The organism is Chitinophaga jiangningensis, from assembly GCF_900142605.1.
Taxonomy (GTDB): domain Bacteria; phylum Bacteroidota; class Bacteroidia; order Chitinophagales; family Chitinophagaceae; genus Chitinophaga; species Chitinophaga jiangningensis.
Genome location: NZ_FRBL01000010.1, coordinates 207393 through 229805, shown reverse-complemented (window position 1 = coordinate 229805; position 22413 = coordinate 207393). Strand labels below are relative to the sequence as shown.

Annotated in this window: 19 protein-coding genes; 7 read left to right on the top strand and 12 right to left on the bottom strand. The window is 49.5% G+C overall.

All coding sequences use genetic code 11. The features are described from left to right. Positions 1-41: 41 nt before the first annotated feature. The 5 genes from BUB18_RS25125 to BUB18_RS25105 all read right to left on the bottom strand — a co-directional run bounded on the left by BUB18_RS25125 (position 42) and on the right by BUB18_RS25105 (position 5027). Complete coding sequence (locus tag BUB18_RS25125) at positions 42-2255, bottom strand: xanthine dehydrogenase family protein molybdopterin-binding subunit (RefSeq protein WP_073086419.1); 2214 nt, start codon at positions 2253-2255, stop codon at positions 42-44. Positions 2256-2264: 9 nt separating this feature from the next. After that, complete coding sequence (locus BUB18_RS25120; protein WP_073086417.1) at positions 2265-3242, bottom strand: FAD binding domain-containing protein; 978 nt, start codon at positions 3240-3242, stop codon at positions 2265-2267. Beyond that, on the bottom strand, positions 3239-3829 hold the full coding sequence (locus BUB18_RS25115) for a (2Fe-2S)-binding protein (protein ID WP_073086415.1): 591 nt from the start codon (positions 3827-3829) through the stop codon (positions 3239-3241). Before BUB18_RS25115 ends, BUB18_RS25120 begins: the two co-directional genes overlap by 4 nt. 232 nt (positions 3830-4061) lie before the next feature. Further along, complete coding sequence (locus tag BUB18_RS25110; protein WP_073086413.1) at positions 4062-4517, bottom strand: hypothetical protein; 456 nt, start codon at positions 4515-4517, stop codon at positions 4062-4064. A gap of 6 nt (positions 4518-4523) precedes the next feature. Further along, positions 4524-5027, bottom strand: a complete 504-nt coding sequence (locus BUB18_RS25105) for a hypothetical protein (protein WP_073086412.1) — start codon at positions 5025-5027, stop codon at positions 4524-4526. A gap of 406 nt (positions 5028-5433) precedes the next feature. On the opposite strand from BUB18_RS25105, the gene BUB18_RS25100 reads away from it, so the two are divergent. Beyond that, positions 5434-6084 carry an NAD(P)-dependent oxidoreductase gene (locus BUB18_RS25100; protein ID WP_073086409.1) on the top strand — a complete coding sequence of 217 codons (651 nt, stop codon included), beginning with the start codon at positions 5434-5436 and terminating at the stop codon, positions 6082-6084. Here the strand turns inward: BUB18_RS25100 and BUB18_RS25095 are convergent. Then, entirely contained in the window at positions 6081-6455 is a 375-nt protein-coding gene (locus tag BUB18_RS25095; RefSeq protein WP_073086407.1) for a hypothetical protein, read from the bottom strand. The two genes, BUB18_RS25100 and BUB18_RS25095, sit on opposite strands and share 4 nt — an antisense overlap. Positions 6456-6601: 146 nt before the next feature. Between BUB18_RS25095 and BUB18_RS25090 the strand changes: the two genes are divergently transcribed. Both BUB18_RS25090 and BUB18_RS25085 read left to right on the top strand, forming a co-directional pair. Further along, positions 6602-8515 (top strand): zinc dependent phospholipase C family protein, encoded by a 1914-nt coding sequence (locus tag BUB18_RS25090; protein WP_143160095.1) that lies wholly within the window; start codon positions 6602-6604, stop codon positions 8513-8515. Between the two features lie 40 nt (positions 8516-8555). Continuing rightward, a complete protein-coding gene (locus tag BUB18_RS25085; protein ID WP_073086403.1) occupies positions 8556-9701 on the top strand; it encodes a hypothetical protein in 1146 nt (381 codons plus the stop codon). A gap of 78 nt (positions 9702-9779) precedes the next feature. Here the strand turns inward: BUB18_RS25085 and BUB18_RS25080 are convergent, their stop codons facing one another. Further along, positions 9780-10451: a YceI family protein gene (locus BUB18_RS25080; protein WP_073086401.1), complete on the bottom strand. Its 672-nt coding sequence runs from the start codon at positions 10449-10451 to the stop codon at positions 9780-9782. Between the two features lie 252 nt (positions 10452-10703). On the opposite strand from BUB18_RS25080, the gene BUB18_RS25075 reads away from it, so the two are divergent. Continuing rightward, positions 10704-11369: a hypothetical protein gene (locus BUB18_RS25075; protein WP_073086399.1), complete on the top strand. Its 666-nt coding sequence runs from the start codon at positions 10704-10706 to the stop codon at positions 11367-11369. Positions 11370-11433: 64 nt separating this feature from the next. On the opposite strand, the gene BUB18_RS25070 is transcribed toward BUB18_RS25075, so the two are convergent. Then, on the bottom strand, positions 11434-11736 hold the full coding sequence (locus BUB18_RS25070) for an HP0495 family protein (RefSeq protein WP_073086397.1): 303 nt from the start codon (positions 11734-11736) through the stop codon (positions 11434-11436). Between the two features lie 163 nt (positions 11737-11899). Here BUB18_RS25070 and BUB18_RS25065 point away from each other — a divergent pair, with 163 nt between their 5' ends. Genes BUB18_RS25065 through BUB18_RS25055 form a run of 3 tightly spaced genes read left to right on the top strand, consistent with a single transcriptional unit; the run spans position 11900 to position 13788 of the window. Then, on the top strand, positions 11900-12553 hold the full coding sequence (locus tag BUB18_RS25065) for a FadR/GntR family transcriptional regulator (RefSeq protein ID WP_073086395.1): 654 nt from the start codon (positions 11900-11902) through the stop codon (positions 12551-12553). Between the two features lie 3 nt (positions 12554-12556). After that, on the top strand, positions 12557-13390 hold the full coding sequence (locus BUB18_RS25060) for a sulfite exporter TauE/SafE family protein (RefSeq protein ID WP_073086393.1): 834 nt from the start codon (positions 12557-12559) through the stop codon (positions 13388-13390). 5 nt (positions 13391-13395) lie between these two features. Beyond that, positions 13396-13788 (top strand): DUF1634 domain-containing protein, encoded by a 393-nt coding sequence (locus tag BUB18_RS25055; RefSeq protein WP_073086391.1) that lies wholly within the window; start codon positions 13396-13398, stop codon positions 13786-13788. 85 nt (positions 13789-13873) lie between these two features. Here BUB18_RS25055 and BUB18_RS25050 read toward each other — a convergent pair whose 3' ends face one another. Genes BUB18_RS25050 through BUB18_RS25035 form a run of 4 tightly spaced genes read right to left on the bottom strand, consistent with a single transcriptional unit; the run spans position 13874 to position 22408 of the window. Further along, a complete protein-coding gene (locus tag BUB18_RS25050; protein WP_073086389.1) occupies positions 13874-15796 on the bottom strand; it encodes an early set domain-containing protein in 1923 nt (640 codons plus the stop codon). 23 nt (positions 15797-15819) lie between these two features. Further along, positions 15820-18096: an FAD-dependent oxidoreductase gene (locus BUB18_RS25045; protein WP_073086387.1), complete on the bottom strand. Its 2277-nt coding sequence runs from the start codon at positions 18094-18096 to the stop codon at positions 15820-15822. A gap of 26 nt (positions 18097-18122) precedes the next feature. Beyond that, positions 18123-19865, bottom strand: a complete 1743-nt coding sequence (locus tag BUB18_RS25040; protein ID WP_073086385.1) for a sodium:solute symporter family protein — start codon at positions 19863-19865, stop codon at positions 18123-18125. Then, the gene (locus tag BUB18_RS25035; RefSeq protein ID WP_073086383.1) at positions 19862-22408 is read right to left on the bottom strand and encodes a YyaL domain-containing protein; all 2547 of its coding nucleotides are present in this window, start codon (positions 22406-22408) and stop codon (positions 19862-19864) included. Before BUB18_RS25035 ends, BUB18_RS25040 begins: the two co-directional genes overlap by 4 nt. Positions 22409-22413: the final 5 nt, after the last annotated feature.

The following is a 22413-nucleotide window of genomic DNA, read 5'->3' as shown; positions in this document are numbered from 1 at the left end:
ATGGCTGGTACCGGGACCGAAGGTACCGGTACCAGCAAAGGTTATACAAGCACCTTATCGGGCGTAATCGGCAAATCTCTCAACCGTTTACCGGTCGCATTATAAATTGCATTGGCAATCGCCGGTGCACATCCGATGATTCCCACTTCTCCCAAACCTTTCGCCCCACTTGGATTCACATAAGGATCAGGCTTATTGATAAATGCCACCTCGATAATTGGCGCATCAGCATTTACGGCGAAGTGATAACCTGCCAGATCGTTCCCTACCAGGTTACCCAATTTTTCATCCGCGTGAATTTCTTCCATCAATGCCATACCGATACCACCTACAATCGCACCGGAAATCTGGTTAGCAGCGGGCTTCTCGTTTACGATCGTACCACCGTCTGCCACACATATGGCTCTTTCCACTTTCACTTTTCCGGTTTTGGTGTTTACCCGCACCTTCACAAAATGTGCGGTAGAGCAGCAGAAAGCGTACTGCTGGCGCTCTGCACCCGGGCCTGAGCTGGCTTTCACGGAAATGTCCGTGAGATTATTTTTCTGCCAGATATCCGCCAGGGATACAAACTCGTTTTTATCCGTTTTTAAAGACACACCTGTAGCGGAAAGCAGCACATCAGCAGGTTTTGCATCCTTGTACGCCGGGTTGATTGCAGCTGCGTAGTCGGCCAGTTGCTTTTTCAACGCGTCGCACACTGCTGATACGGCGCCGCTAATAGACGACAAACCTGTACTACCACCCTGACTACCTGCGGTAGGCAATGTAGAGTGTCCCAGGGCTATTTTAATTTTATCTTTTGGCATACCGGTAAAAGTATGCGTCATGTTTTGCATAGCGGTGCCGGTACCGGTGCCGATGTCGGTCATGGCCGTTTTCACCGTCATGGTACCATCTTTTTCCATGGTGATGCCTGCGCTGGCATTACCGCGGCCTGCGCCCCACATCCCTACTGCCACACCGTAACCTATTTTCCAGTCGCCCTCTGTAAGTGCGCCCGGCTGTTGTTTACGTTGTTTCCAGTCTATCATTTCGGCGCCTTTGGTGATGCACTCGTCGATGAAGTTGCTGGAATAGGGTTTTTTATTTTCCGGATCATGTGTGATCGCGAAGTTTTTGAGTCGCAATGCTACCGGGTCCATATTCAGCTGGTAGCTCAGCTCATCGATGGCGCATTCTACGGCAAAGGCTCCGGTACAATCGCCCGGCCCCCGCATCCAGGTAGGTGTGCCGAGGTTGAGCGGCACGATGGACTGTTCGGCCTTCAGGTTATCGAAGTTATAAACCATCCGGGTGATGGAGGTGATTCCTTCCTGGAATGGTTCGAATACGGAGGTACCGTTTTTTCCCTGGTGATGGATACCGAGGAATTTACCATCATTATCCGCACCCAGTTTTACACGTTGCCATGCGGCGGGGCGGTAGCCGGTGAGGGAGAACATCTGGGACCTGGTGAGCATCAGCTTTACGGGGCGTTTTACTGCTTTAGCTGCCATGACGGCGCCTACTCCGTTGGTCCATACCCGTAGTCCGGAGCCGAAGCCACCGCCTACAAATTCGCTGAATACTTCAATATTTTCCTGTGGGATTTCGAATATTTTGGCGATGGTACGCTGTACGTTTACCACGCCCTGTGTTTTATCGTAGAGCACCAGTTTATCGTCTGCCGTCCAGTGGGCGATGGTCGCATGCATTTCCATAGGGTTGTGCACTTCGGCAGCGATATCGTATTGCTGGTCAACCACTTGAGGCGCATTACTCCAGGCGTCCAGCGAACCTCTTTCTTTGCCCTGCATTTTGAGAGGTACAGATGGGTGTGCTTTTTTGAAGTCCACTGTGGGAGTATCTTCCTGGTAGGTGAACTCAATCAGGGAAGCCGCGTAGGTAGCATTTTCCAGCGTGTCGGCTACCACCATGGCTACCGGCTGATTTCTGAAATACACTTTATCCGTATGAAACAGCGGCAGACCGAAACGGGTTTCTTTTAATTTGGTTTCTGAAGCAAAGCCTGGAACAGCAGGTTTGTTGAGATGAGTGATAATGTCCAGCACCCCTTCCACCTGTTTGGCATTATCCAGGTAAATGCTTTTGATGGTACCGGCGGCGATGGTGCTGCCTGCAAATACGGCATGGCACATATTATCCACTTTGTATTCTGCGGCATATTTACCGGCGCCTGTCACTTTTGCAATACCTTCTACGCGACCATCAGGTTTACCGGCTGCTTTATTTTTAGTATTGAATAATCCCATGTTGATAGATTAAGCAGTTAAACAATGCTGCAAAGCAGTTTCAATAGCGCCCATGAGCATAACCTTCTTAAAACCGTTGCCAGGCAATGGTTTCACTTCATCGGCCACGATAGCTGCGGCGGCGTGGAAGGTAGCGGCATTGGCTTCTTTTCCTTTGAGATATTGCTCCGCTTTTTGCCAGCGCCATGGTTTATGGGCTACCCCACCGGAGGCCAGTCGCGCCTCTTTAATACGGGTGCCGTCCAGGTCCAGCGCCGCGGCTACTGATACGAGCGCGAAAGCGTAGGAGTCGCGGTCACGCAGTTTCACGTACGCGAAATGCTTATTAAACGGATTATCCGGAATATCCACCGAGGTGATGATGGCATCTTTCGGCAGATGGTTATCCAGGTCCGGTGTGGATTCCGGCAGTTTATGAAAATCTTTGAATGGTATTACCAGTTGTTTATTGCCTTTATCCGTAACGTTAACGGATGCACCGAGTGCGGCGAGTGCGATGCAGAGGTCGGACGGATGTACGGCCACGCAGGCATCGTTATAGCCGATGATGGCGCTCATGCGCTGTTCACCGTGGAGGGCGCTGCATCCGCTGCCAGGTTTTCTTTTATTGCAGGGAGTACTGGTTTCGTAGAAGTAAGGACAGCGGGTACGTTGCAGGAGGTTGCCTGCGGTGGAGGCCATATTCCTGATTTGCGGGGAGGCCCCTGCCAGAACAGCTTTTGCTACCAGCGGATTTTTAGCGAGTATCTGCGGGTCCGTTGCCAGGGCGCTATTGCGCACCATGGCGCCGATGCGGGTGCTACCGGATTGCGCTTCCACTTTGTCGGACAGCACAGCGGTAATATCAATCAGCCCATCGGGAACGGCTATATTTTTTTTCATGAGGTCTACCAGGTTGGTACCACCTGCCAGAAACTGTACGGCTTCTTTCTTCGCAGATAAAGCCTTACTTACTTTGTCGGATTTACTAAAGCTGAATGGCTTCATTTTGCTACTTTTTGAATGGATGCTACAATACCGTTATAAGCGCCGCAGCGGCAAAGGTTACCGCTCATAAACTCTTTAATTTCGGCTACGGATTTGGTATGCCCTTCTTTCACGCAGGCCACGGCCGACATGATCTGTCCCGGTGTACAGTAACCGCACTGGAAACCATCGCATTCCAGGAAGGCCGCCTGCATGGGGTGCAGCTGGTCGCCATCAGCGAGTCCTTCGATGGTGGTGACTTCCTTGCCCGGCAGTGTAGCCGCCAGGGTTAGACAGCTCAGTACGCGTTCCCCGTTTACATGCACGGTGCAGGCACCGCACTGGCCGTGGTCGCAACCTTTTTTGGTACCTGTGAGGTGAAGGTCTTCCCGGAGCAGGTCCAGCAAGGTGGTGCGTGTATCCACATCCAGCTTATGGGTTTGTTTGTTGACCTTTACGATCAGCGGCTGCTTTTGCCGGGGAGGGATGATCAGGCGTTTAGCATCCATGTAAAACGACTTCACCGTGGCCGGGATTGCTGCCAATGCCGCCAGGGCGCCTGAAGTTTTCAGGAAAAAACGTCTGCTGTAGTAATTTTTGCCATTCATAAACGCAGTGTTGTGTTGTTAGAAAGGTGTGATGAACCTCCTTTACACTAAATAGTTCCTTATCAGAATATCAATTAATCAGGCTAATGGCCGAATCAGCACAAATCTAATTATATCGGCCTGTATTTACTTATATAATTGGAACAAAAAATTATGATTTTCAAACCGGTTTTCCAAACCGGATACACTGCCGGCAAAAGGCGACAACAAGTGGCAGGCAGCAATGCGAGAATTAGAAAACGAATTTCAGACCGTAATGGATACCGTTCTCCCCGTTAAAATATTGAAATACTTCCGGAAAGGAATGAAGCTTGGCGAGGTCTTCGGCAATGAGGCGGGCTGGTTTCCAACGCATTTTGTATTGAGCGATGTGGTCGAGGCAAACTTGTTTGATAGCGGCAATGTCCAGCATGCGTAATTGCACCAGCTCCAATTCAACCGAGAACATAGGCCATACCCGCCTCAGGGTTTGCAATACCGGCGCAGCATCCGGCATCACACGGGTTACCAGGTATGCAGCTCCCCTGCTGTCATAGATCATGGTGAGGTCATCATAATAAAACGCATCCTGGCCAATGGGAACTATACTTAACTGCTGTAACTGTGCTGTATAAAAAATAGCGGGGTCCTGCCGCCTGATTCTGAGAACAGGAAATTCCAGATCTGCAAGGTGATATAGGTTGCTCACAAAATGTCAGATTTCGTTTTTCAAATAGGGAATAATGGTGTCATTAAGCATACGCACCCGTAGTTCACAAAACTCATTCAAACTGGCAGCTAATGCCTGGCTGGTTTTCCGTGAGGCTCCGCTTGCTATCGAGAATCGTTCTTTTTTAATTACCAGGTCCAGGTCATAGTGGGTGCTGTACCTCCTTCTAATTTCGGAAATACAGATATAATCCTTCGTATAGTCGAGCACGTATTCCCTGTTTTCAATAATAAACTTACCTGGTTCGGTTTTTCGTAAATGTTTATTCCGGTACTTTTTCAGATTTACAACCTTAAATGACAGGAAAATCAGAAGCCCCACCGTAAAGATTATAATCGCTGATTGGTGAAATTCAGTAAATCCTGATGTTAGGCAGAATAGGCAACCTGTGAATAAAAATAGGACCATGATAACAAATTGAAATATCTGGAGCTTCTTTTTAAGCACCCATTCATCATTGGTGGTTATAAGTTCTATGTTCTTATCCATTTTCCTAAGTTAGGCAATTTAGATATTGTGTTTTTATTGTATTTAGGGAGATGTAATAGCAGCGGCATCTGCATCTTCCTGAAAAAATAATGTATGCGCTAAATATTTATCAAGTAGTCGGTATATAAACTTTTATTCGCGTTGAGAACCTTTGACTTTAGATATTTCGTGATTAAAGCGAAGATTATGTTTTGATAGACGCCTGCAAGGCGTCTATCAAAACATCTACAATGATTCTAAACCTGAAATAATTATCCATGTTCGTTTACATTATTAATTCGCGAAGTAGAGACGCCTGGCAGGCGTCTATCCGGATAGATCTACTCAATAATCTCTGCTAACATCATTCCCTGCCCTACCAACCTTTTCCCCAGCCATGTGTTATTTCTATATAAACGAAAATCTTATGGCAAACATAGTAATCATCGGAGGCAGCGGCTTTATTGGTTCGGCACTGGTAAAAGAAGCTTTATCAAGAGGACACCATGTGAAAACAGTCGTACGTAATCCTGAAAAAATCAATATTAAAAACGATCACTTTACCGCCATACATGGTGATGTTCAAAATCCGGGCGTGGTGGCTGAAGCTGTTAAAGGTGCGGATGTAGTGATCAGCGCCTATAATCCGGGCTGGAGCAATCCGCACATTGCCGCCGATACGCTCAGTGGTTACAAATCCATTCTTAAAGGTATCCGGGAGGCTGGCATTAAGCGCTTGTTGGTGGTAGGAGGAGCGGGCTCGCTCTTCGTGAAGCCCGGGGTTACTGTAATGGATAGCGGCGCCATCCCTGAGCAAATGCTGCCGGCAGTTAAAGCACTGGCCGAAGTATACCACGATTTTCTTCCGAAGGAAAAAGAACTGGACTGGGTATTCTTTTCGCCGGCAGGCAATATCAGCCCCGGAGAACGAACCGGCAAATATAAGCTGGGTAAGGACGACCTGATTACAAATGATAAAGGAGAAAGTAAAATTTCGGTGGAAGATTATGCCGCTGCCTTGATTGATGAGCTGGAAAAGCCGCAGCATCACCGGGAAAGATTTACCATTGGGTACTAATTTATACTGCAAGATAAAGGATGCCTTCGGCATCCTTTATCTTGCAGTGCTTCCGCGCCGCCGGCGCGAAAACACTGCAAACTAACAAAACACAATACTTGGCTGCTTACCTGCTTTCGCTGCTTTGCGAGAAAAAAGATCGCTCCCCTGGCGCCAAAGGCGCCTAAAACAAAATCCTTTGCAAGCTTAAAATCCTTACGCCCCTTTGCGAGAAAAAAGCCCTGCGTATTTCTACGCATTTGACAACTACGTACTCCCCCAACACCGGTTTTCAAAAAATTCCTGCCAGTTACCGCGGCATCACTGCCAGCCGTCCGCTCCATCTCCCCGGATAAACTAAAACCAGCACTTTCCCTCTTTTCAACTATCATCGACACTCCTAATTTTGCATTCAACATCAGGGTATACGCAACCTCAAAATAAGCTGGTACTGTAGCACTAAATGTTTATTAATCCAACCAGCGGCGATACTTCATGGTGATTCGTTTTCATTTTTTAAACCCCAAAAAATTTAGTTATGCCCGGACCATCGTTGCATCACATGATCGCTCAGCAATTGCGGTCGCAAATTCAAAATGGCCAAGGACTTGGTGGAAGTGCGGCGTATGCCGACATCAAAGCTGCCCTCTCTGATCCTAAACATCTGCCCTATTTGTTTCTGGGATGCCAGGGACCTGATTTCCTGTTTTTTAACACCAAAGACTGGAACGGCACCGTAGGTGATCTTGCTCAGATCTATTTTAAAGTGTATGACGCCATAGAAGGCTTCAAAAAAGGTTTACTGGATGCCGTACCACAGCCGATCATTGATGCAGTGGAAGCTGCCGGATACGCTGCTGACCAGGTGATCGACAACTCTTCCACCCTCTCCGAAATCGAAGAGCTGTTTAAGGATATGCAAAAGGTGATTGACGGCCTCGCAGCTACCCTGGTGGAAATGCTCAAGGAATTCGTGACCGAATTCAATGTGTATAATGTATTGGCTCACCCTTACCGCGACGGACAAGACAAAGGTAAATGGTGGTGGTTTGATGCCATGCACTACCGCAAAACCGGCAGATTTGCCAAAGCCCTCCTCGATAAGACCCAACCCAACACGCCGGAGCATCTGTACGCCATTGGGTACCTCACCCACTTTACAGCTGATACGGTAGGTCATCCATATGTAAATGTAAATTCAGGTGGACCTTACCGCATCCATGCACAACGACATAAGACCCTGGAAAATTTCCAGGACGTGTTCAATATGTTTTTGAAAGAGGGTACCGACTGGAACCGCTCCAAACTGCATGCCCTGTATAATTTCAACTTCGAAGGCGTTATCTCTGCACCAGATGCGGAAGATGAAATTCCGGATCCGGATACACACATGCCTGGGGACCTTTCAAAACTCATTGCAGAAACACTGAACGAAGTATTTAACAGCGGCTCCGCAGATGATAATGAATACGGCCCTGCTATCAGTGCAGAAGATGTAAACAATGCCTACCGACTCTGGTACAAATGGATGCGCAACGCCACCGATACCGGCACCATCCCAAAACCTGAACCATACAGCCTCACCGCTGAACTGGAAGAAGTATGGGAAAAAGCGATGGAAGACCTCGGCGATATCGGCGACTTCATCGAAGATGCGGTAGATCAGGCGGGTAACTTCAGCTTCCTTGCCATCTTCCTGATCCTGGCGGCGCTGATCCTGGCGGCCATTGCAGCGGCACATGCCCTGGTGGATGCCATCGTTGGCTCCCTCACCACCCTCACTACTGCGGGTATCCGTTATGCAGCAAGCCTGGTGTACGAACAATTGTACAATGCATTCCAGAACTTCAGGCTGGGCGTGGCTTTCAACGGACTCGCATTCCCCATGCAGGAACACCTGAACGAACCACGCTTCGCACAGTTTAAAAACACCAGCTTCCCTGACCCACTGGGTACCAAAGCCGGCGACCTGTTTGGCCAGCTGCCAAAACTCGCTGTAACCCTGGGCGCAGGCGGATTCCTGGATGAATTGTTCCACCGGGAAAAACATATGATCTATCCACCGGTATCCGGAGCTACTGAACAAAACCCGGCACATCCGGCTCCTAACAGCTATTTCAGTAATACCGCACTGCACTACGCATTTGATAAAATTCCGCTGAGCAAAACACTGATCGATACACTGGCAACGCTCAACGGTCCGGAATCACAGGTTGTTGCAGCCTTTAACCCGGCCGCTACCACAGGTATCAAGCCTTCTCTCGGCAACGCGATGATGCTGACAGAAGAGATTTACGACCGCTGGAAAAAGAATATCAAGTTCCCGGATTTCAATATGGACGCCGACAGAGGATATGGATATCCCTGCTGGACACAAAAAGGCGATCCGCGTGAACAACCTGATCAGCTCGACACTACACCAGTTGATCTCACGTTCATTCCGCCGGCCTGATAAATCCTTTGTTATTTCATCTCCCCAAAAAATTAAATTTATGAACGAAACAATTGCAAATATTCAAGCATACCTGAAGGAGCTGCAAGGCAATACAGATAAATATATTGCGGAAGCACCAGCCCTTATCGACCGCCTCTACGCCACCAACAGTACCACGGGTGGCAAAAGGCGCCCTGAAAAAGTAAACGACAGCTCATTTTTATACATCCGGTCATATGGCACCGACCTTGGCGTCCGCCCTTTCAGCAATATTACATTCTGGAATTCACCGGATATAACGGTGACGCCTATGGCTAACCCTGGTGCGCCTACTACGGCGTTGCAGGCAGGCCAACAGTACAACATTCAGTGTACAGTTAATAATCGTGGAGACATTACCGTTCCTACGGCAAAAGTGGAATTTTTCCTCTGCACTCCTTCACTGGGTTTTGATACCCGCTATGCAGAAAACATTGCACTCACGCAACTGGATTCATTTTTACTGCCCCTGAGCAGCGGTAGTGTAAACGTTCCTTTTGATGTGCAGAATCACCAGGCCGGGCACCGCTGCCTGTTTGCACGCACCTATTCTTTCAGTCCGCTGGATAAGCCGATCAGTTTATATGGCCTCGATCCAACCATCGACCGCCACATCGGCCAGAAGAACCTGAACATCACCGGTCAGGCGCAGAACTATAACTTCCAGCTGATCCACACGGCTAATGCGCAGGAAAACATCAAGTTTGTACCGCTCACGAAAGATCAGATCATTGCGCTGCAGCACCCTGCCCTGGCTAATTTCCGCTTCCGCGAAAACACCGCCGACCTGGTGGCCAAACTGGTGCCGGTACTGGAAAGTAAGGGCGCAGAAAGCGTAACGGTAAGAGCGGGTCGTACAGGCTTCGACGTGGTAAGTCAAAGTAAAGAAGGGATGAGTGTGGAAAGACAGCAGGCGATCCAGAAACAGGTAGATGCGGCTATTACCCAGATCTACAGCGGTGCTGCTCCTGCTACTTCTTTCAAGGCGTTATTTAAAGAGTTCAACGCTATATTCGATAGCAATAAATGTTCGAAGTTCAACCTGAAAATCCCTGATTTCGGGCTTGTGGCCGGAGAGGCGATTGCATTGAACATTGTAAATACCAATGTGGGTACCGGCAAAGTGAAAGGAGGGATTACCCTCATTATTACCGGTAACCAATAACAGTGAATGGCATAAATAGAAAAGCGCCTGGCAGGTTTGCCAGGCGCTTTTTCGATTATATCAACCACAAATGTTGAATTATTTTTTCGCAGCTTTCAGGCTGAAACCAATTTCAACATCTTTGCTGATCATCCAGTTTTCAGGGCTACCTTCAGTTTTGTAGGAGATGCCCCATGCAGAACGATCAATAACAAATTTTGCGTTTGCAGTAACTTCTGCGTCAGTAACAGTGATTTGTGCAGGGAAAGTGATGTTCAGGGTGCTGTCTTTCAGGGTGAGGTTACCGCTGATCAGGTTAGTAGCACCTGGTAACAGACTTTTTCCTTTAGTGCTGTCGAAAGGAGCAACAGCAGTGATCACAAATTTAGCAGTTGGATACTTTGCAGCATCGAAGAAATCACCACTTTTCAGGTGACCATCCAGATCGGTAGATTTTTTGCCTTCTTCAGTTACAGAAGCCGGATCTGTAGTCAGGGAGTTCATGTTTACTTCGAAGTTACCGCCGGTTACTGCACCGTTTTCAACGTTCAGGGTACCGTCAGTTACTTTGATAGCACCAAAACGAGGTGCGAAACCGCCTTTGTGAGTAGCACGCCATTGTACAGAAGTGGTGGCAGTGTCAATAACATAAGCTGTGCCGGTGGCTACAGCTGCTTCTTGTTTTGCTTCGGTCTTCGCCGCATCGGTCGAAGCACCGCCACAAGCTGCCAGAGTGAGCAGCAGCGCGAGCGCAGGTACTGTTTGCTTCATAAATTTGTATTTATTCTATATATATTGGTGCACAAAAATAGGTTATTGTCGTCAATTGTACCTACAAGATATCGAAAAATGTCAATACTTTAACAATTCTATAAAATGGCGCCTGCAAATCCCGGGGCAGTACATGATAAAAATCCGGGCCGCTTCCAAAAATAAAATGGACTGATTCTGATCGTTTTACATCAGGCATAACAAACAAATCAGGAAAAAGGACGAAATTCAGCAATAATAAATATCAGCCAAATGAGAACCTTGCTTTTATTGTTTGTACCTGTGTTACTATTATGGTCGTGCAAAAAAGACGACACCATTCCCGCTAATGAAGACGTAACCCAGGGTAGCCGATGGGGAATTATCATCGGCAGTACACCGGAACAGGTGTATCAACAATTACAGACGCTCCAGGAACCACTGCACGTAAGTTCGGTATATCAAGTACCCTTAATGCAGTATGAAAAAATTATGGATTTCAAAAGCGATCCCGCGCTCTATAAGCAGTGCCATATCCATGGGATCGACTCTGCTGGCGTGGTTAGCATTGATTACGATCAAAGCATCACAAAAATTAGGTGGTCCGGACCGGATGGCAATTACAGCCTGGATAAATGGCCGTCCAATACTGATGAATATTTTGCCGTAGGCGACGCGGCAGCTGTAATAAAAGCCAAAATGAGTAAGATTTTCAATAAATGGCCCTATAACGGCAGATACGAAATTGCCCTGGGCTCGAAACCGCTCTCCGCAGGTTTTGATGAGGAAATGAAAAAATGGAATATGTGGCAGTTTACGGCAAGTGCATTGGTAAACGCTGAGGCATTTGGGACATATATAGTATCACTGTATTTCAGCGGTGGTAAACTTTCACGTATTAACATTCAATACACGCAAAGTCCTGTTATAATTGAGTAGGCATAAAATGAGGAAATTGCTTACCTAGCAACAAGGCAGCGCCACCGGCGCTGCCTTGTTGCATTTATAGCATAATTACAGATTCAATCTTTGAAACTTCCTTGTAATAACGGATTACTTCCTCTTCGTCCTTAACAGGCACCACTACGCTGAATGACCGGTACTTCCCCTGAGAGGAATTATTCTCCGTTATCTGCGCATCCGTCCCGGCAAACACCGCCAGTACCTGGTCATGTTTCTGATCGTCCACCTTCACAATAAATTTAAACGTATACTGGCAAGGAAAACTCACATTTTTCTGAAGCAGGGCCCTGAAGTTCTCATACGGATCTGCGCCGGTGTTGGCATTATTTGCGTTTGTACTCATATGCTGTCGTTCTTAATGACGGGTCGCCCCTTGTTAAAAAATCAACTACAAAAATAGGCAGATTCAGCGATAAAACCCCGTATTCTCCCCTTTTCTGCCGATGAAAATACCCTGTCAAAAAATAAAACATCTGATGTTTATTTAAACATCATACCTTTGAGGCATGGAACACTTACCTAAACTCTCTGATAAGGTGATCAACGCCATACAGAAAGATATATCGCGGGGAAAGTACAAGCCCGGCAGTAAAATCCCGGCAGAGCCGGAACTGATGGCACAATACGGGGTGGGCAGGTCCACCATCCGGGAAGCCATTAAAACGCTGGCCAACAGTGGCATCCTGCGGGTGCAACAAGGCGCCGGCACTTTTGTGAGCAATAACATTCAGCCGGAATCGCTGGACCAGCGTCTTCGCCGGGCCGACTTCGAAGAAATCAACCAGGTGCGCCGCATGCTGGATACGGAAATTGTGAAACTCGCCGCGGAGCACCATACCGCCGCCCAGCTGGCGGCTGTTGAAAAGCAGCTGCTGTTACGCAAAGCCGCCATCATGGCCAACGATAACCAAGCCTGTGCGGATGCAGACATCGCCTTCCACACCGCCATAGCCCGCGCCACACAAAATGAGGTGCTGGCAGACCTCTACCACCGCTTTACCGCAGTAATCCGTGACTTCTTCAGTAAACGCGATAAACAAGGCGTAGGCCATTTTGCGATCAGCCACCACCTGCACGAACAGCTGTATAAAGCCATCAAAGCGAAAAAACCGAAAGCGGCGCTGCAGGTAATGCAGGAAATTATTGACAACAACTATTAACCCATGACCGTCATAACTTTTACCCTTATTATGCTGGCAGCGGCCTATATGGCCGGTCTGCTGGGTTCTCTTACCGGCCTGGGCGGCGGCGTAGTATTGATTCCGTTGCTGACGCTGGTATTTCACGTGGATATGCGCTATGCCATCGGCTCCGCCCTGCTGGCTTCCATTGCCAATTCATCCGGTGCTGCCAGCGCCTACATCAAAGAAGGCATCACCAACATTCGCCTCGGCATGTTCCTGGAAATAGCCACCACCATAGGTGCGGTATGTGGTGCCGTAATTGCAGTGTTCACACCCACCAACACCATCGCCATCCTCCTCGGCGTAGTACTGCTGTTTTCCGCTGCCATGACACTGCGTCGTAAAAACGAGCAGGCACTCCAACAGGGCAGCCGCCTGTCCCACCTGCTAAAACTTAACAACAGCTACCCTACCAAAGATGGTGTAGTACACTATGAACTTAAAAATGTAGCCGGCGGCTTTGGTATGATGCTGGTTGCCGGCGTGCTCTCCGGCCTGCTCGGCATCGGTTCGGGTGCATTGAAAGTACTGGCCATGGACTCCACCATGCGCATTCCTTTTAAGGTGAGTACCACCACCAGCAATTTCATGATCGGCGTTACCGCCGCAGCCAGCGCAGTGGTATACCTGCAGCGCGGCTATATTGTGCCTGATATCGCCTTCCCTGTAGTACTGGGCGTGCTCGGCGGCGCCTTCACCGGCGCGCGGCTATTGAAGGTCATTAACGCCAGCACCTTACGCTATATCTTTTGCGCGGCCATCGCATTTATAGCGCTGGAAATGATGTATAACGGCCTTCACCATAAATTTTAACGGCTATGAGCTTTATAAAAAAATTAGTGGACAGAGATGTGGAAGTAATCGTAGGCAAAATGCTGCGCTACGGCGTATTTACCGCCAGCGGCATCGTACTGGCCGGTGGCATCTTCTACTTAATACAAAGGGGCCACACCCTGGTTCCCAACTACCAACACTTCCACAGTGAAGGAAAAGAATTTACCACTTTCAGTGGTATTATTAAAGGAGCAGCCGGCTTTAGCAGCACGGAAGTAATTCAACTGGGGGTGATGGTGCTGCTGGCCACACCTATTCTACGTATTGTGATGTCGCTGGGGGCATTTGCCTTAGAAAAAGATAAGTTGTATGTAGGGATTACTGCACTGGTGCTGGCCGTGATTTTGTTTAGTATGTTCGGGGGACTTAAGGTTTAACTAAGCCGTTGCTTGAACGAGGGCCGAAGGCCCTCGTTCAAGCAACGGAGATCGTCCGCCTCCGGCGGACGATCTCCGTTCAGGACTATATGGTAAGCTCCAGCTTTTTCGCCAGGAAACCCAGGCCATACACCGCAGTGATCTTATCACCCTGTTTCAACCCCTTCAGCTGACTCACCGGCACAACAACCGTATAGTCACTACCGTTAGCAGGCTTTAAATGCACAGTAGTTTTAACCACCCCATTTACCAACAGGGTTAACGGCAACGTTTGCCCTTCCATCAGCGGTGCCTGCCAGCTGATCTTTAAACCATCTTTATCGCGGGTAATAGTCTGCGGACGGTTATCGTACCAGTTCAGCACAGCCAGGCTAACATTCCATGCTGTATTATGGTTTACCCAGCCTTCCAGGTGACGATCCTTCCCGGTTGGATTAAACGGATACATTTCTGTACCTGGTACGCAGCTGATGGTACCACGACACAGCTCCAACCGCGCCGTTACGTTTTCGTGGTAGCCCCGCGGATATCCTTTTGTGATACCTTCAAAGCCCATTTCAGGATGATGCGCCGCATGCACATTCAGCGGATTACGACCGTATAAATTATCGAAATGCGCGTAGGCAATCTGTTCCAGTCTTGCTTTTTTGCCCGGATCTTTTATGACAGCGGCAGCCAGCAGCGCGGAGGCCGGGAAGCCCGCCACGTTACCCACTTCATTCATTGCCGGCACGGTCCAGTTGCTGTCCAGATCATAACGCCTGAAATCCCACGGGTTATCGGACCGGTTGATCACCACATCCGCCCACTCATTAATTTTCTGCTGCAAACCTGCAGGTGCCTTGTCAGGATATTGCAGCCGGAAGGTAGCCAGCCCCGTCATCAGGTTGTATTCACTCATACGCTGCCCTTTGGTATTTAGCGGCACCTGCAGCGATAAGGAGTCAATGATCCAGGCCGTTTGGTTGTACGCTGCCTGCATATATTTGGCAGCATCCGGAAGGTGCTCCCGTTTGGCCACTTCAAACAGCAACAGGTTAGGTAATACGGAAAAACCGGGTGCATGCCGCCCCTTTGTAGTACCTACTTGCCGCTGTACGTCCAGCAAGCCGGTTTTTTGCCAGTTGTTTAAAGTGAATGAAAGTACCTGACGGTAATATTTTTCAGAGAACCACTGTTTCAGTTCCGGATAGGCATACAGGAAGTAAGCAAATTGTGCCAGCGTTTGCGGATGTAATTGCTTAGGCAACGGATCTCCGCTAGGGTCTTGCGTTTCAGGGTTCACCATGTAGTAACCAAGTCCCCAGTGCAGGTCCATAATAACGTCCGGCACCCGCTTGCCCATTGGTTTTTCTATGGTAGTAAAATATTTTTTGGTAGCTGCCAGGGCGCTTTCATCATTGCGCTCCTTCGTAGGTTTGTAATCGGGACTAAATACCAAGGCCTTCAGACTATCATAGGAGATGGTAGCCGGCAACTCCGTATATACTTTCGGGTTAGAAAGAAATAGCCAGATCAGTGACGGCATCTCGTAGGAATAATAAGTACCATCCCTCCAGGGGCAGCCACCATAGGCGGAATGATGGGTACCAGTCATACTGCGGGCATCATTCATAAACCATACCGATGGCAGGAAACCAGCCCTTTCCAGCTGGTAAGGTGCCACCCGGAAAGGATAAGAAACACCTTCCGGCAAGCCACCTCCCTGGACGTGAATCACATAACGTTTACGCGTATCCGTAGGTGTAAAAGCGGTAAAGTCTCCCAAACCATTACTGGCAGTACCTTTAAACAGCGGCGTACCATCCCCTTCCGCTGTAATGTAAAAAGATACAGTCCCCTGCATGGCCGTAGGCACCGTAAAGCGCTTGGGGGCATTGGTATTATACCCCGTCTGGCTTACACATACCCAGTGTGCTTCCGGTGTAAAACTCCCCTGGGCCATGGTTTGGCCACCGGCAGCTAAGCCGGCAGCCAGTATCAGCGAAGCAATAAAATGTTTTGGCATAACGATGTATTTAACGTGGAATCTTAATAGCACCTGATCGCAAATAAGCCCGGCGGTGTGCCTCCATGCGTCCCTTTCAGATGGATGGTAAGGCTGCTGGTTTGCAGCGGCGCCGCCAGCTTTATCCGGTGCAGCGACTGATGATTATCCGTCACCTTCAGCACCTCTTCCTTTTTATCATTGCATAACACGAACGACGTTACGCAAAAAGGCATCGCCGTTTCGGGATGATGGTAAATCACATTCTCCATCGGATGGTCGAAGTCGGTATCAAATACCAGCTCAATCTCGTGTATGGTCTGCTTTTCCTGCCAGCTGAGTGTCAGCGTTGGATCTGCATCTTCTGCAGCAGCCAGCCAGATATTAGGCTGATGTGTAGGGCGATTGATGCCATTACGCACCTGCTCTGCACCAAACAATGCAATACCTGCCGGGATATGCAGCGCCAGGTTCTTCCCTGCCGGCCTGCGCTCCGGACACCAGAACTCAAACGCTTCCACGCCGATATCTTCCGTAGGCACCTGCGCACCGTAGTTGGATACGGCAGGATTGGTTTTGTTGAACACCGTCAGCACTCCGCTTACCCTTTCACTGCTGCTTTTCAGACCTATCAGCGGATTTTTCATAAAACACAGGAAGATGTAATTGTCTTCCGGCAACAGCACATCAAAATCAAATGTCAGTTCCTGTGAACCACGTATAACCGGTACTGTTAGCTCCTGCAAAATCACATCCGGCGTATGATGCACCTGCCGGCTACTGGTCCGTAAGGATACGACCAGCCCGGTATCTTCCTGCACTTCAGCAAACACGGTAACAGCAGGTATTTTACCGGATTTGAGCGGTAACATCTGGCCCATGGAGGCATCCAGTTTTATAGTGCCGCCATCCGGTTGCAGTGTCCTTAACACATATTCACTGCTGGTGGTAATGGTCGCCCGCTTCACCAGGTCCTGATGATCGGCTGGTACCAGCTGCGGGATATATTGCCCGTTGCGCACCAGCGCCACCTGTAACTCCTGCATCAGTTCCTCCTGTAATAACGCTCTCGGCTGTACGTGATGGCGGGTACACAATACCGCAGCCATACCTGCCGCCTGGGCAGCGCAGGCGCTGGTGCCCATTACGCGGCTGGAACCAAACGCCACATGCGTAGCACTGATGATACGCCCTGCCAGCAACAGATTGCCGATGTTATGACTGTACATGCTCCGGAAAGGAATCTGGTACACGCCCTTGCTATGCCATTGGTTACATGCCGGCTTTTCACTGAACACGCCATCGGCCGGATGCAGATCGATGGACCAGCCCCCAAATGCCACGGCGTCCTTGTGCGTGCGTTGCTCCACAATGTCCTGCTGGCACAGCATGTAATCGCCTTCAAAACGGCGGCTCTCCCGCTTTCCGGGAATCTGGCCCACCCACTCTAAAGTCATGGTTTCCGCTTCCGGAAACTCCCCGGAATTTTTAATATAGTTCCAGATCCCGTATACCACTTTCCAAAGTTCCCATTTGATGGCCTCGGTGTCATGCACGGTATCAAGGCGGCCGCCGTATTCCAGCCACCAGAACTGGCAACCCTGCGCCTGTGCATTAATGCGTTTGTAACGTGGAATTTCAGTAATATCTTTCAGCGCATATGCCGGTGGTACAAACTTCACCGGGCGCCCCGTATCCTTTGTATAGAAGTAGAGCGAATGCCCCAGTAACTCACCATATTCTTTAGTGGGCGCAAACTTCTCCCCAAACTCCGACTCACTTTCTGCTCCCATCCGAAACGCTGCACCTGCAAGGAATCCAACCACGCCATCACCGGAAGCATCGCAAAACAAAGGGGCCTTGAGGTGATATAAAGTGCTGTTCTGACTACAAAATGCGGTTACAGATTCAATAGTATCTGCATTGGATTTATGCACTTCAAAAGCAGCTGTATTCAGCAGCAGCGTGATGTTGGGTTCACTGGTAACTTTTTCCAGCAGGATGGTATCATAAATGAGTGGATTGCCTTCCGGATTTCGCCAGATATTTTCGGTCATGATTTCATCAATCACACCCCCTTCTCTTGCCCAGCGGTTATTGTTACCCATGTGTGAGGTAGCACCCAGTACCCATAAACGTACTTCGCTGGAGGAGTTGCCTCCCAGCACAGGCCTGTCCTGTACCAAAATAACTTTTATACCCTCTCTGGCTGCGGTGATAGCGCAACACACGCCCGCTAACCCACCTCCTGTTACTACCAGATCTGCTTTATACTCCGTTGTTTTTAATTCCCGGCTTTCAATGGACTGTTCTTTCAACATAAGCTTGATTTTTTATCCTGCAATCATCAGGATGCCACATTATTTTCTTGAATGATGCTTTTCCCTGTGGGAATATTCACTTGTTTTAATTTGAGTTTACGCAATGCCAGCAAAGGAATACCGGCAGCCAACAGCACTACCGTGGCAATCACCGCCACCAGCACTTTCCCGGTAGCAGCCAGCGCACAGAGAATAAACAGCAACACCGCCGTAAATGCCAGTGAAAACGCGATCACGCGCAATCCAAAAACATTCTGCCGGTGAATAGCGTCTACTTCTTCGGGCGACTGCTCAGCTGCCTGGTCTTTTTGCTGCTGGCGGAATACCTTGTAGTGCTGGTAATCCACTGACGGGCCCTTACGCGCTGCCAGTACAAATTCGTATAGGAGTAACAGTATGAACGGCAAACCAGCTCCCAGCAACATTTCCTGGGAACGGTTCAGTTTCAGCGTACTCACCATCGGCACTAAAAATTTAAATACCAGATTCACCGCCAGGCAAAGGGCGGAAATGATATAAGCCACCCGGCCGGTGAGTTTCTTTGAAAACAGTGCCCACAGCGGTGGTAGTAAGGTGGGCCCGCCGGTGATAGCGGCAATACTGATTACCACTTCTATCATCCCTCCTACCATCGGTACCATCAGCGCAATACCAATCATACCCATACCCAGCAACAATCCGGATACACGCGCCACACGGATCAGCTGTTTGTCTGTAGCTCCGGGGTTTATCACGCCTTTGTAAATATCATTGGTAATCACGGCTGAAGTCACGTTCAGCGTGGTGTTTGCTGTAGCAGAGGTAGAAAAGTACATGCCCGTAAGCATCAGGCCCATGAGTCCCGGTGGCAGCACCAGCCGGCATACTTCCAGGTAGGCATTTTCTGCATTGAGCCCTGCCAGCGCAGGATTAATGCTTTTATAGATCATAGGCGGCAGCATCCAGATGACAGGACTGATCAGATATAATCCTGCAAACAGCAGCGCTACTTTTTTGGCGGACTTCGGCGAATCCACGCTGGTATAGCGTTGCACGAATGTCCAGTTACCACCGATGTAACTGATATGGTATAACGCGAACGCCAGTATGAAACCGAAAGTATATTCACCATTTACCAGTGAGAAGAAATCATCCGGCACATTTTGCGTAAACTGTTGCCAGCCGCCGGCATGGTCCAGTGATAATGGCAGTACCAGCATCACCGCAGCCGTGAGGATCACAAATTGCAGGATATCCGTTACCATTACTGCCCAGAGGCCACCCACTGCGGTATAGGCAATCATCATTAGTCCGAGTACAATGGTGCAGGGCACCAGCGGAAACCCTAATGATACGCTTACCAGCTTAGCCACCGGATATAATACCGCACCTTTATTTACGAGTGATACTATCAGGAACGTATATACGTAGAATTTTTGCACCGGCGAGCCGAGTCGCTGCCGTATAAATTCGGCGGCAGTCAGGGCACCAGTACGTTTCCAACGGGGGGCCAGCAAAAAAGCGGTAATAATCCCACCCAGGCACATGGTCCATTGAATGGTAACGGATACAAAGCCATATTTATAGGCAATACTTCCCCATGCCACAAAGGTGCCTGCGGAAAAGAAACTCATGAAGAGCGAAAGTCCGCCGATGAACCAGGGCACTGCTTCTCCCCCTGCAAAAAATGATTTCATATTGCGGCCGGTACGGGCAAACAGCAAGCCTATTACCAGTACGAAGGCAGAAAACACGAATATGACCCCTGTATCTATCGTTGATGTACTCATGAGCGGATTTTAATAATTTTCAGTCCATATGCAGGAATCGTCACTTTCCAGCTGTTGCCTGTCAGCGCCTGCTGCTCCGGTTTTCCATTGGCGTCCAGCAGTTCCACCTGTTTTGGATGCTTTAGTTGTGCCGGGGAGATGTTAATCTCACTTTGCTGCGTGGCATCGTCGCTGTTAAGCAGCATCACATATAAAGTGCGCTGGTCGGTGCTCCTGGCGCCGAGGTAATCTACCAGAGGGTTTTCCACAGTCAGTAAACCATCCGGCATATACAGGTTGGCGGCGGTGCCCAACACTTTACCGGGTGCAAAGCCATAGCTGGTGTGCGGTCCTACTTTGGGCGTTACAAAACCCTGTGGGAAGCTGATTTGTTTATTGCTGCGTAACGTGATTTCTGACACCAGGTAATCGGTGAGTAACCCAACCTGCCACCAGGCGTGGTGTGGGTAAGGACCGGCACCTTTGTTCATCACATCCCAGTAGTAGGAAGCTACCTGCGTTGGCTGATCCACAAATGCATCGCGGCCCAGCACAGCGGCGCGCGCCATGTTGATGAACAGGGAATCGTGGGTAAGGCCAAACATGCGCACAAACATACCGGCATGACTGGCCAGCATAATCGGGCCATGCGGATTGGCGGAACCGAGGCTGCCCCCGTGTTCAAAGCTCAGACCCACCTGGGTGATTTCCCAGTCCTGGCGCGGCGTACCTTTCACTGTTTTTTGTGCTGTGGAAGGTATCGGGTGAGTGTATATAGATGCCGTGTAAACTTTTGCTGCGCTTACAGCGGCGTTTTGATAACGTTTATCTTTTGTAAGGTCGTACATATCCAGCATGGCCTGCACGGTTTGGGCCGTTGCAAAGTCGGCCACAAAGCGGGTATCACCGCATACCCCGAGGTAAGCGCCTTTGTCCACGCCGTTTTTAATTTGCCAGTCGGCGCCTTTACGGGCTGCGGCCAAATACTTAGGATCTTTTAATAGGCGGTAAGCTACCAGCAGTCCGTAGAAGGTGGGCCTTAAATCCGGTATATCCGTAAACGTTGGTTTGGTGTCGTCGTTGTAGGCTACTTCCCAGTGGCCATCGCTATGCTGCCATTCCAGCAGTTTATCGGCGCCGAGGCGGAGGCGCTGCTGCAATTGTTTGTTATTGGGCTCAAACAGGAGGATGTTACCGATATCCAGCATGGTGTAATAGGTAAGGGCAATGGGTTCTACATAATGCCCCCATTCCTCTGTAAACTGCTGTCTTTTCCAGAGGTAGTACTGCCCTACTGCAGCGCCCTGGAAAAAGCCGGGTTCTTCCTGCTGCTGCACCAGTTTAAAGTTGAGTGCTTGCGGCAGCCGGTGTTTGAGTAGGGTAGTATCTTTGGAGATATTGGCCAGCATCCACATAGCGCCATAGTCGGAGTTTTTCATGGCATCGCCGGCTGAGCCTACCACGCCACCCATGTATTGCTGGGCGCCTATTTCCAGGCCTTTGTAGTTAAAGGTATGCCACATGGAGGTACTGTCGTTACCGAGGTAATGCAGCATGGCCATGATTCTGCCGGTGAGGGAGGTACGGGTACTTTTCAGCTTCAGGAAATCGGGGAAGCGATACACGTCGTTGATGGCGTGTTTGTAAACGGTGTACCAGTCCGCCGGTTGTACGGTATAGCGGAAAGCGAAAGTCCGCTGCTCACCTGCACGCATATACGAACCCTCCTGCCCCAGCACGGGGTGATAGGCTACGGGGGTGTATTGCCCTGCACGGTTCATTACGGAGAGGCCCAGTTTCCACTGGCTATGCGTGTTCACGTCTTTCTCCCATGGATCGCGGCCGGTGCCGGGATCAGGGATCACTGCCATGGTGATACCCTTGCTGCTTACGAGCGGGCTCAATGTAGAAGCGGCACGTTCCCGGAATACGACTGGTTTGTTGGGAATGCCTTGTCCGTATGCGTAAGCGAGCACCAGGTCGGGCTCTATGGTGTTACTCTGGAAGTAACCCGGTACCATGGCAAAGTCGGGCTTATTATTGGCAACCGTAGCCAGCGTAGGTGAGGCGATGGAGTAATAGCCCGCCTGTTTGGCGGTGAGGGTGATACTTACCAGGATATCGTTTTCATTTTTGTTATCCAGTTTCCAGGAAGATGTAATACTGCACTCCGCATTGTTTGCACGGAATTCCAGGCTGCCGTTGGCTTTGGTGGCCTGTGAAGGAAAGAACCGTATTGCTTTGCCGGCGGTGTTCATGGCCACCGGGCTCAGGTTACGTTCCCAGTTTTTGATGAGGTAGATGTAATCTTTCAGCGGAAATCCACCGGGGTGGGTATCTGCCAGGCGCATATCCGGAACACTGTCCGGTTTATCCGCAGCGTATAGCACAAGATATTCACCGGAAGACTGCGGCAGTTGCTGCCCGCCGGCTGCGATGTGTTGCAGCTGGTAACCCTGGCTGGTTTGTTTCCATTCCAGCAGCAGGCGGTTGTTTTGTAGGCGCTGCTGCGCAAAAAGGGTGGGTGTAATAAACAGTGATAATAGCAACAAGCAATTTCTCATACCAA

Excerpts from the sequence above, each read along its gene's own strand:
- BUB18_RS25125 (WP_073086419.1), bottom strand. The coding sequence starts at position 2,255 with ATGGGATTATTCAATACTAAAAATAAAGCAGCCGGTAAACCTGATGGT.
- BUB18_RS25120 (WP_073086417.1), bottom strand. The coding sequence starts at position 3,242 with ATGAAGCCATTCAGCTTTAGTAAATCCGACAAAGTAAGTAAGGCTTTA.
- BUB18_RS25115 (WP_073086415.1), bottom strand. The coding sequence starts at position 3,829 with ATGAATGGCAAAAATTACTACAGCAGACGTTTTTTCCTGAAAACTTCA.
- BUB18_RS25105 (WP_073086412.1), bottom strand. The coding sequence starts at position 5,027 with ATGGATAAGAACATAGAACTTATAACCACCAATGATGAATGGGTGCTT.
- BUB18_RS25100 (WP_073086409.1), top strand. The coding sequence starts at position 5,434 with ATGGCAAACATAGTAATCATCGGAGGCAGCGGCTTTATTGGTTCGGCA.
- BUB18_RS25095 (WP_073086407.1), bottom strand. The coding sequence starts at position 6,455 with ATGATAGTTGAAAAGAGGGAAAGTGCTGGTTTTAGTTTATCCGGGGAG.
- BUB18_RS25090 (WP_143160095.1), top strand. The coding sequence starts at position 6,602 with ATGCCCGGACCATCGTTGCATCACATGATCGCTCAGCAATTGCGGTCG.
- BUB18_RS25085 (WP_073086403.1), top strand. The coding sequence starts at position 8,556 with ATGAACGAAACAATTGCAAATATTCAAGCATACCTGAAGGAGCTGCAA.
- BUB18_RS25080 (WP_073086401.1), bottom strand. The coding sequence starts at position 10,451 with ATGAAGCAAACAGTACCTGCGCTCGCGCTGCTGCTCACTCTGGCAGCT.
- BUB18_RS25075 (WP_073086399.1), top strand. The coding sequence starts at position 10,704 with ATGAGAACCTTGCTTTTATTGTTTGTACCTGTGTTACTATTATGGTCG.
- BUB18_RS25070 (WP_073086397.1), bottom strand. The coding sequence starts at position 11,736 with ATGAGTACAAACGCAAATAATGCCAACACCGGCGCAGATCCGTATGAG.
- BUB18_RS25065 (WP_073086395.1), top strand. The coding sequence starts at position 11,900 with ATGGAACACTTACCTAAACTCTCTGATAAGGTGATCAACGCCATACAG.
- BUB18_RS25060 (WP_073086393.1), top strand. The coding sequence starts at position 12,557 with ATGACCGTCATAACTTTTACCCTTATTATGCTGGCAGCGGCCTATATG.
- BUB18_RS25055 (WP_073086391.1), top strand. The coding sequence starts at position 13,396 with ATGAGCTTTATAAAAAAATTAGTGGACAGAGATGTGGAAGTAATCGTA.
- BUB18_RS25050 (WP_073086389.1), bottom strand. The coding sequence starts at position 15,796 with ATGCCAAAACATTTTATTGCTTCGCTGATACTGGCTGCCGGCTTAGCT.
- BUB18_RS25045 (WP_073086387.1), bottom strand. The coding sequence starts at position 18,096 with ATGTTGAAAGAACAGTCCATTGAAAGCCGGGAATTAAAAACAACGGAG.
- BUB18_RS25040 (WP_073086385.1), bottom strand. The coding sequence starts at position 19,865 with ATGAGTACATCAACGATAGATACAGGGGTCATATTCGTGTTTTCTGCC.
- BUB18_RS25035 (WP_073086383.1), bottom strand. The coding sequence starts at position 22,408 with ATGAGAAATTGCTTGTTGCTATTATCACTGTTTATTACACCCACCCTT.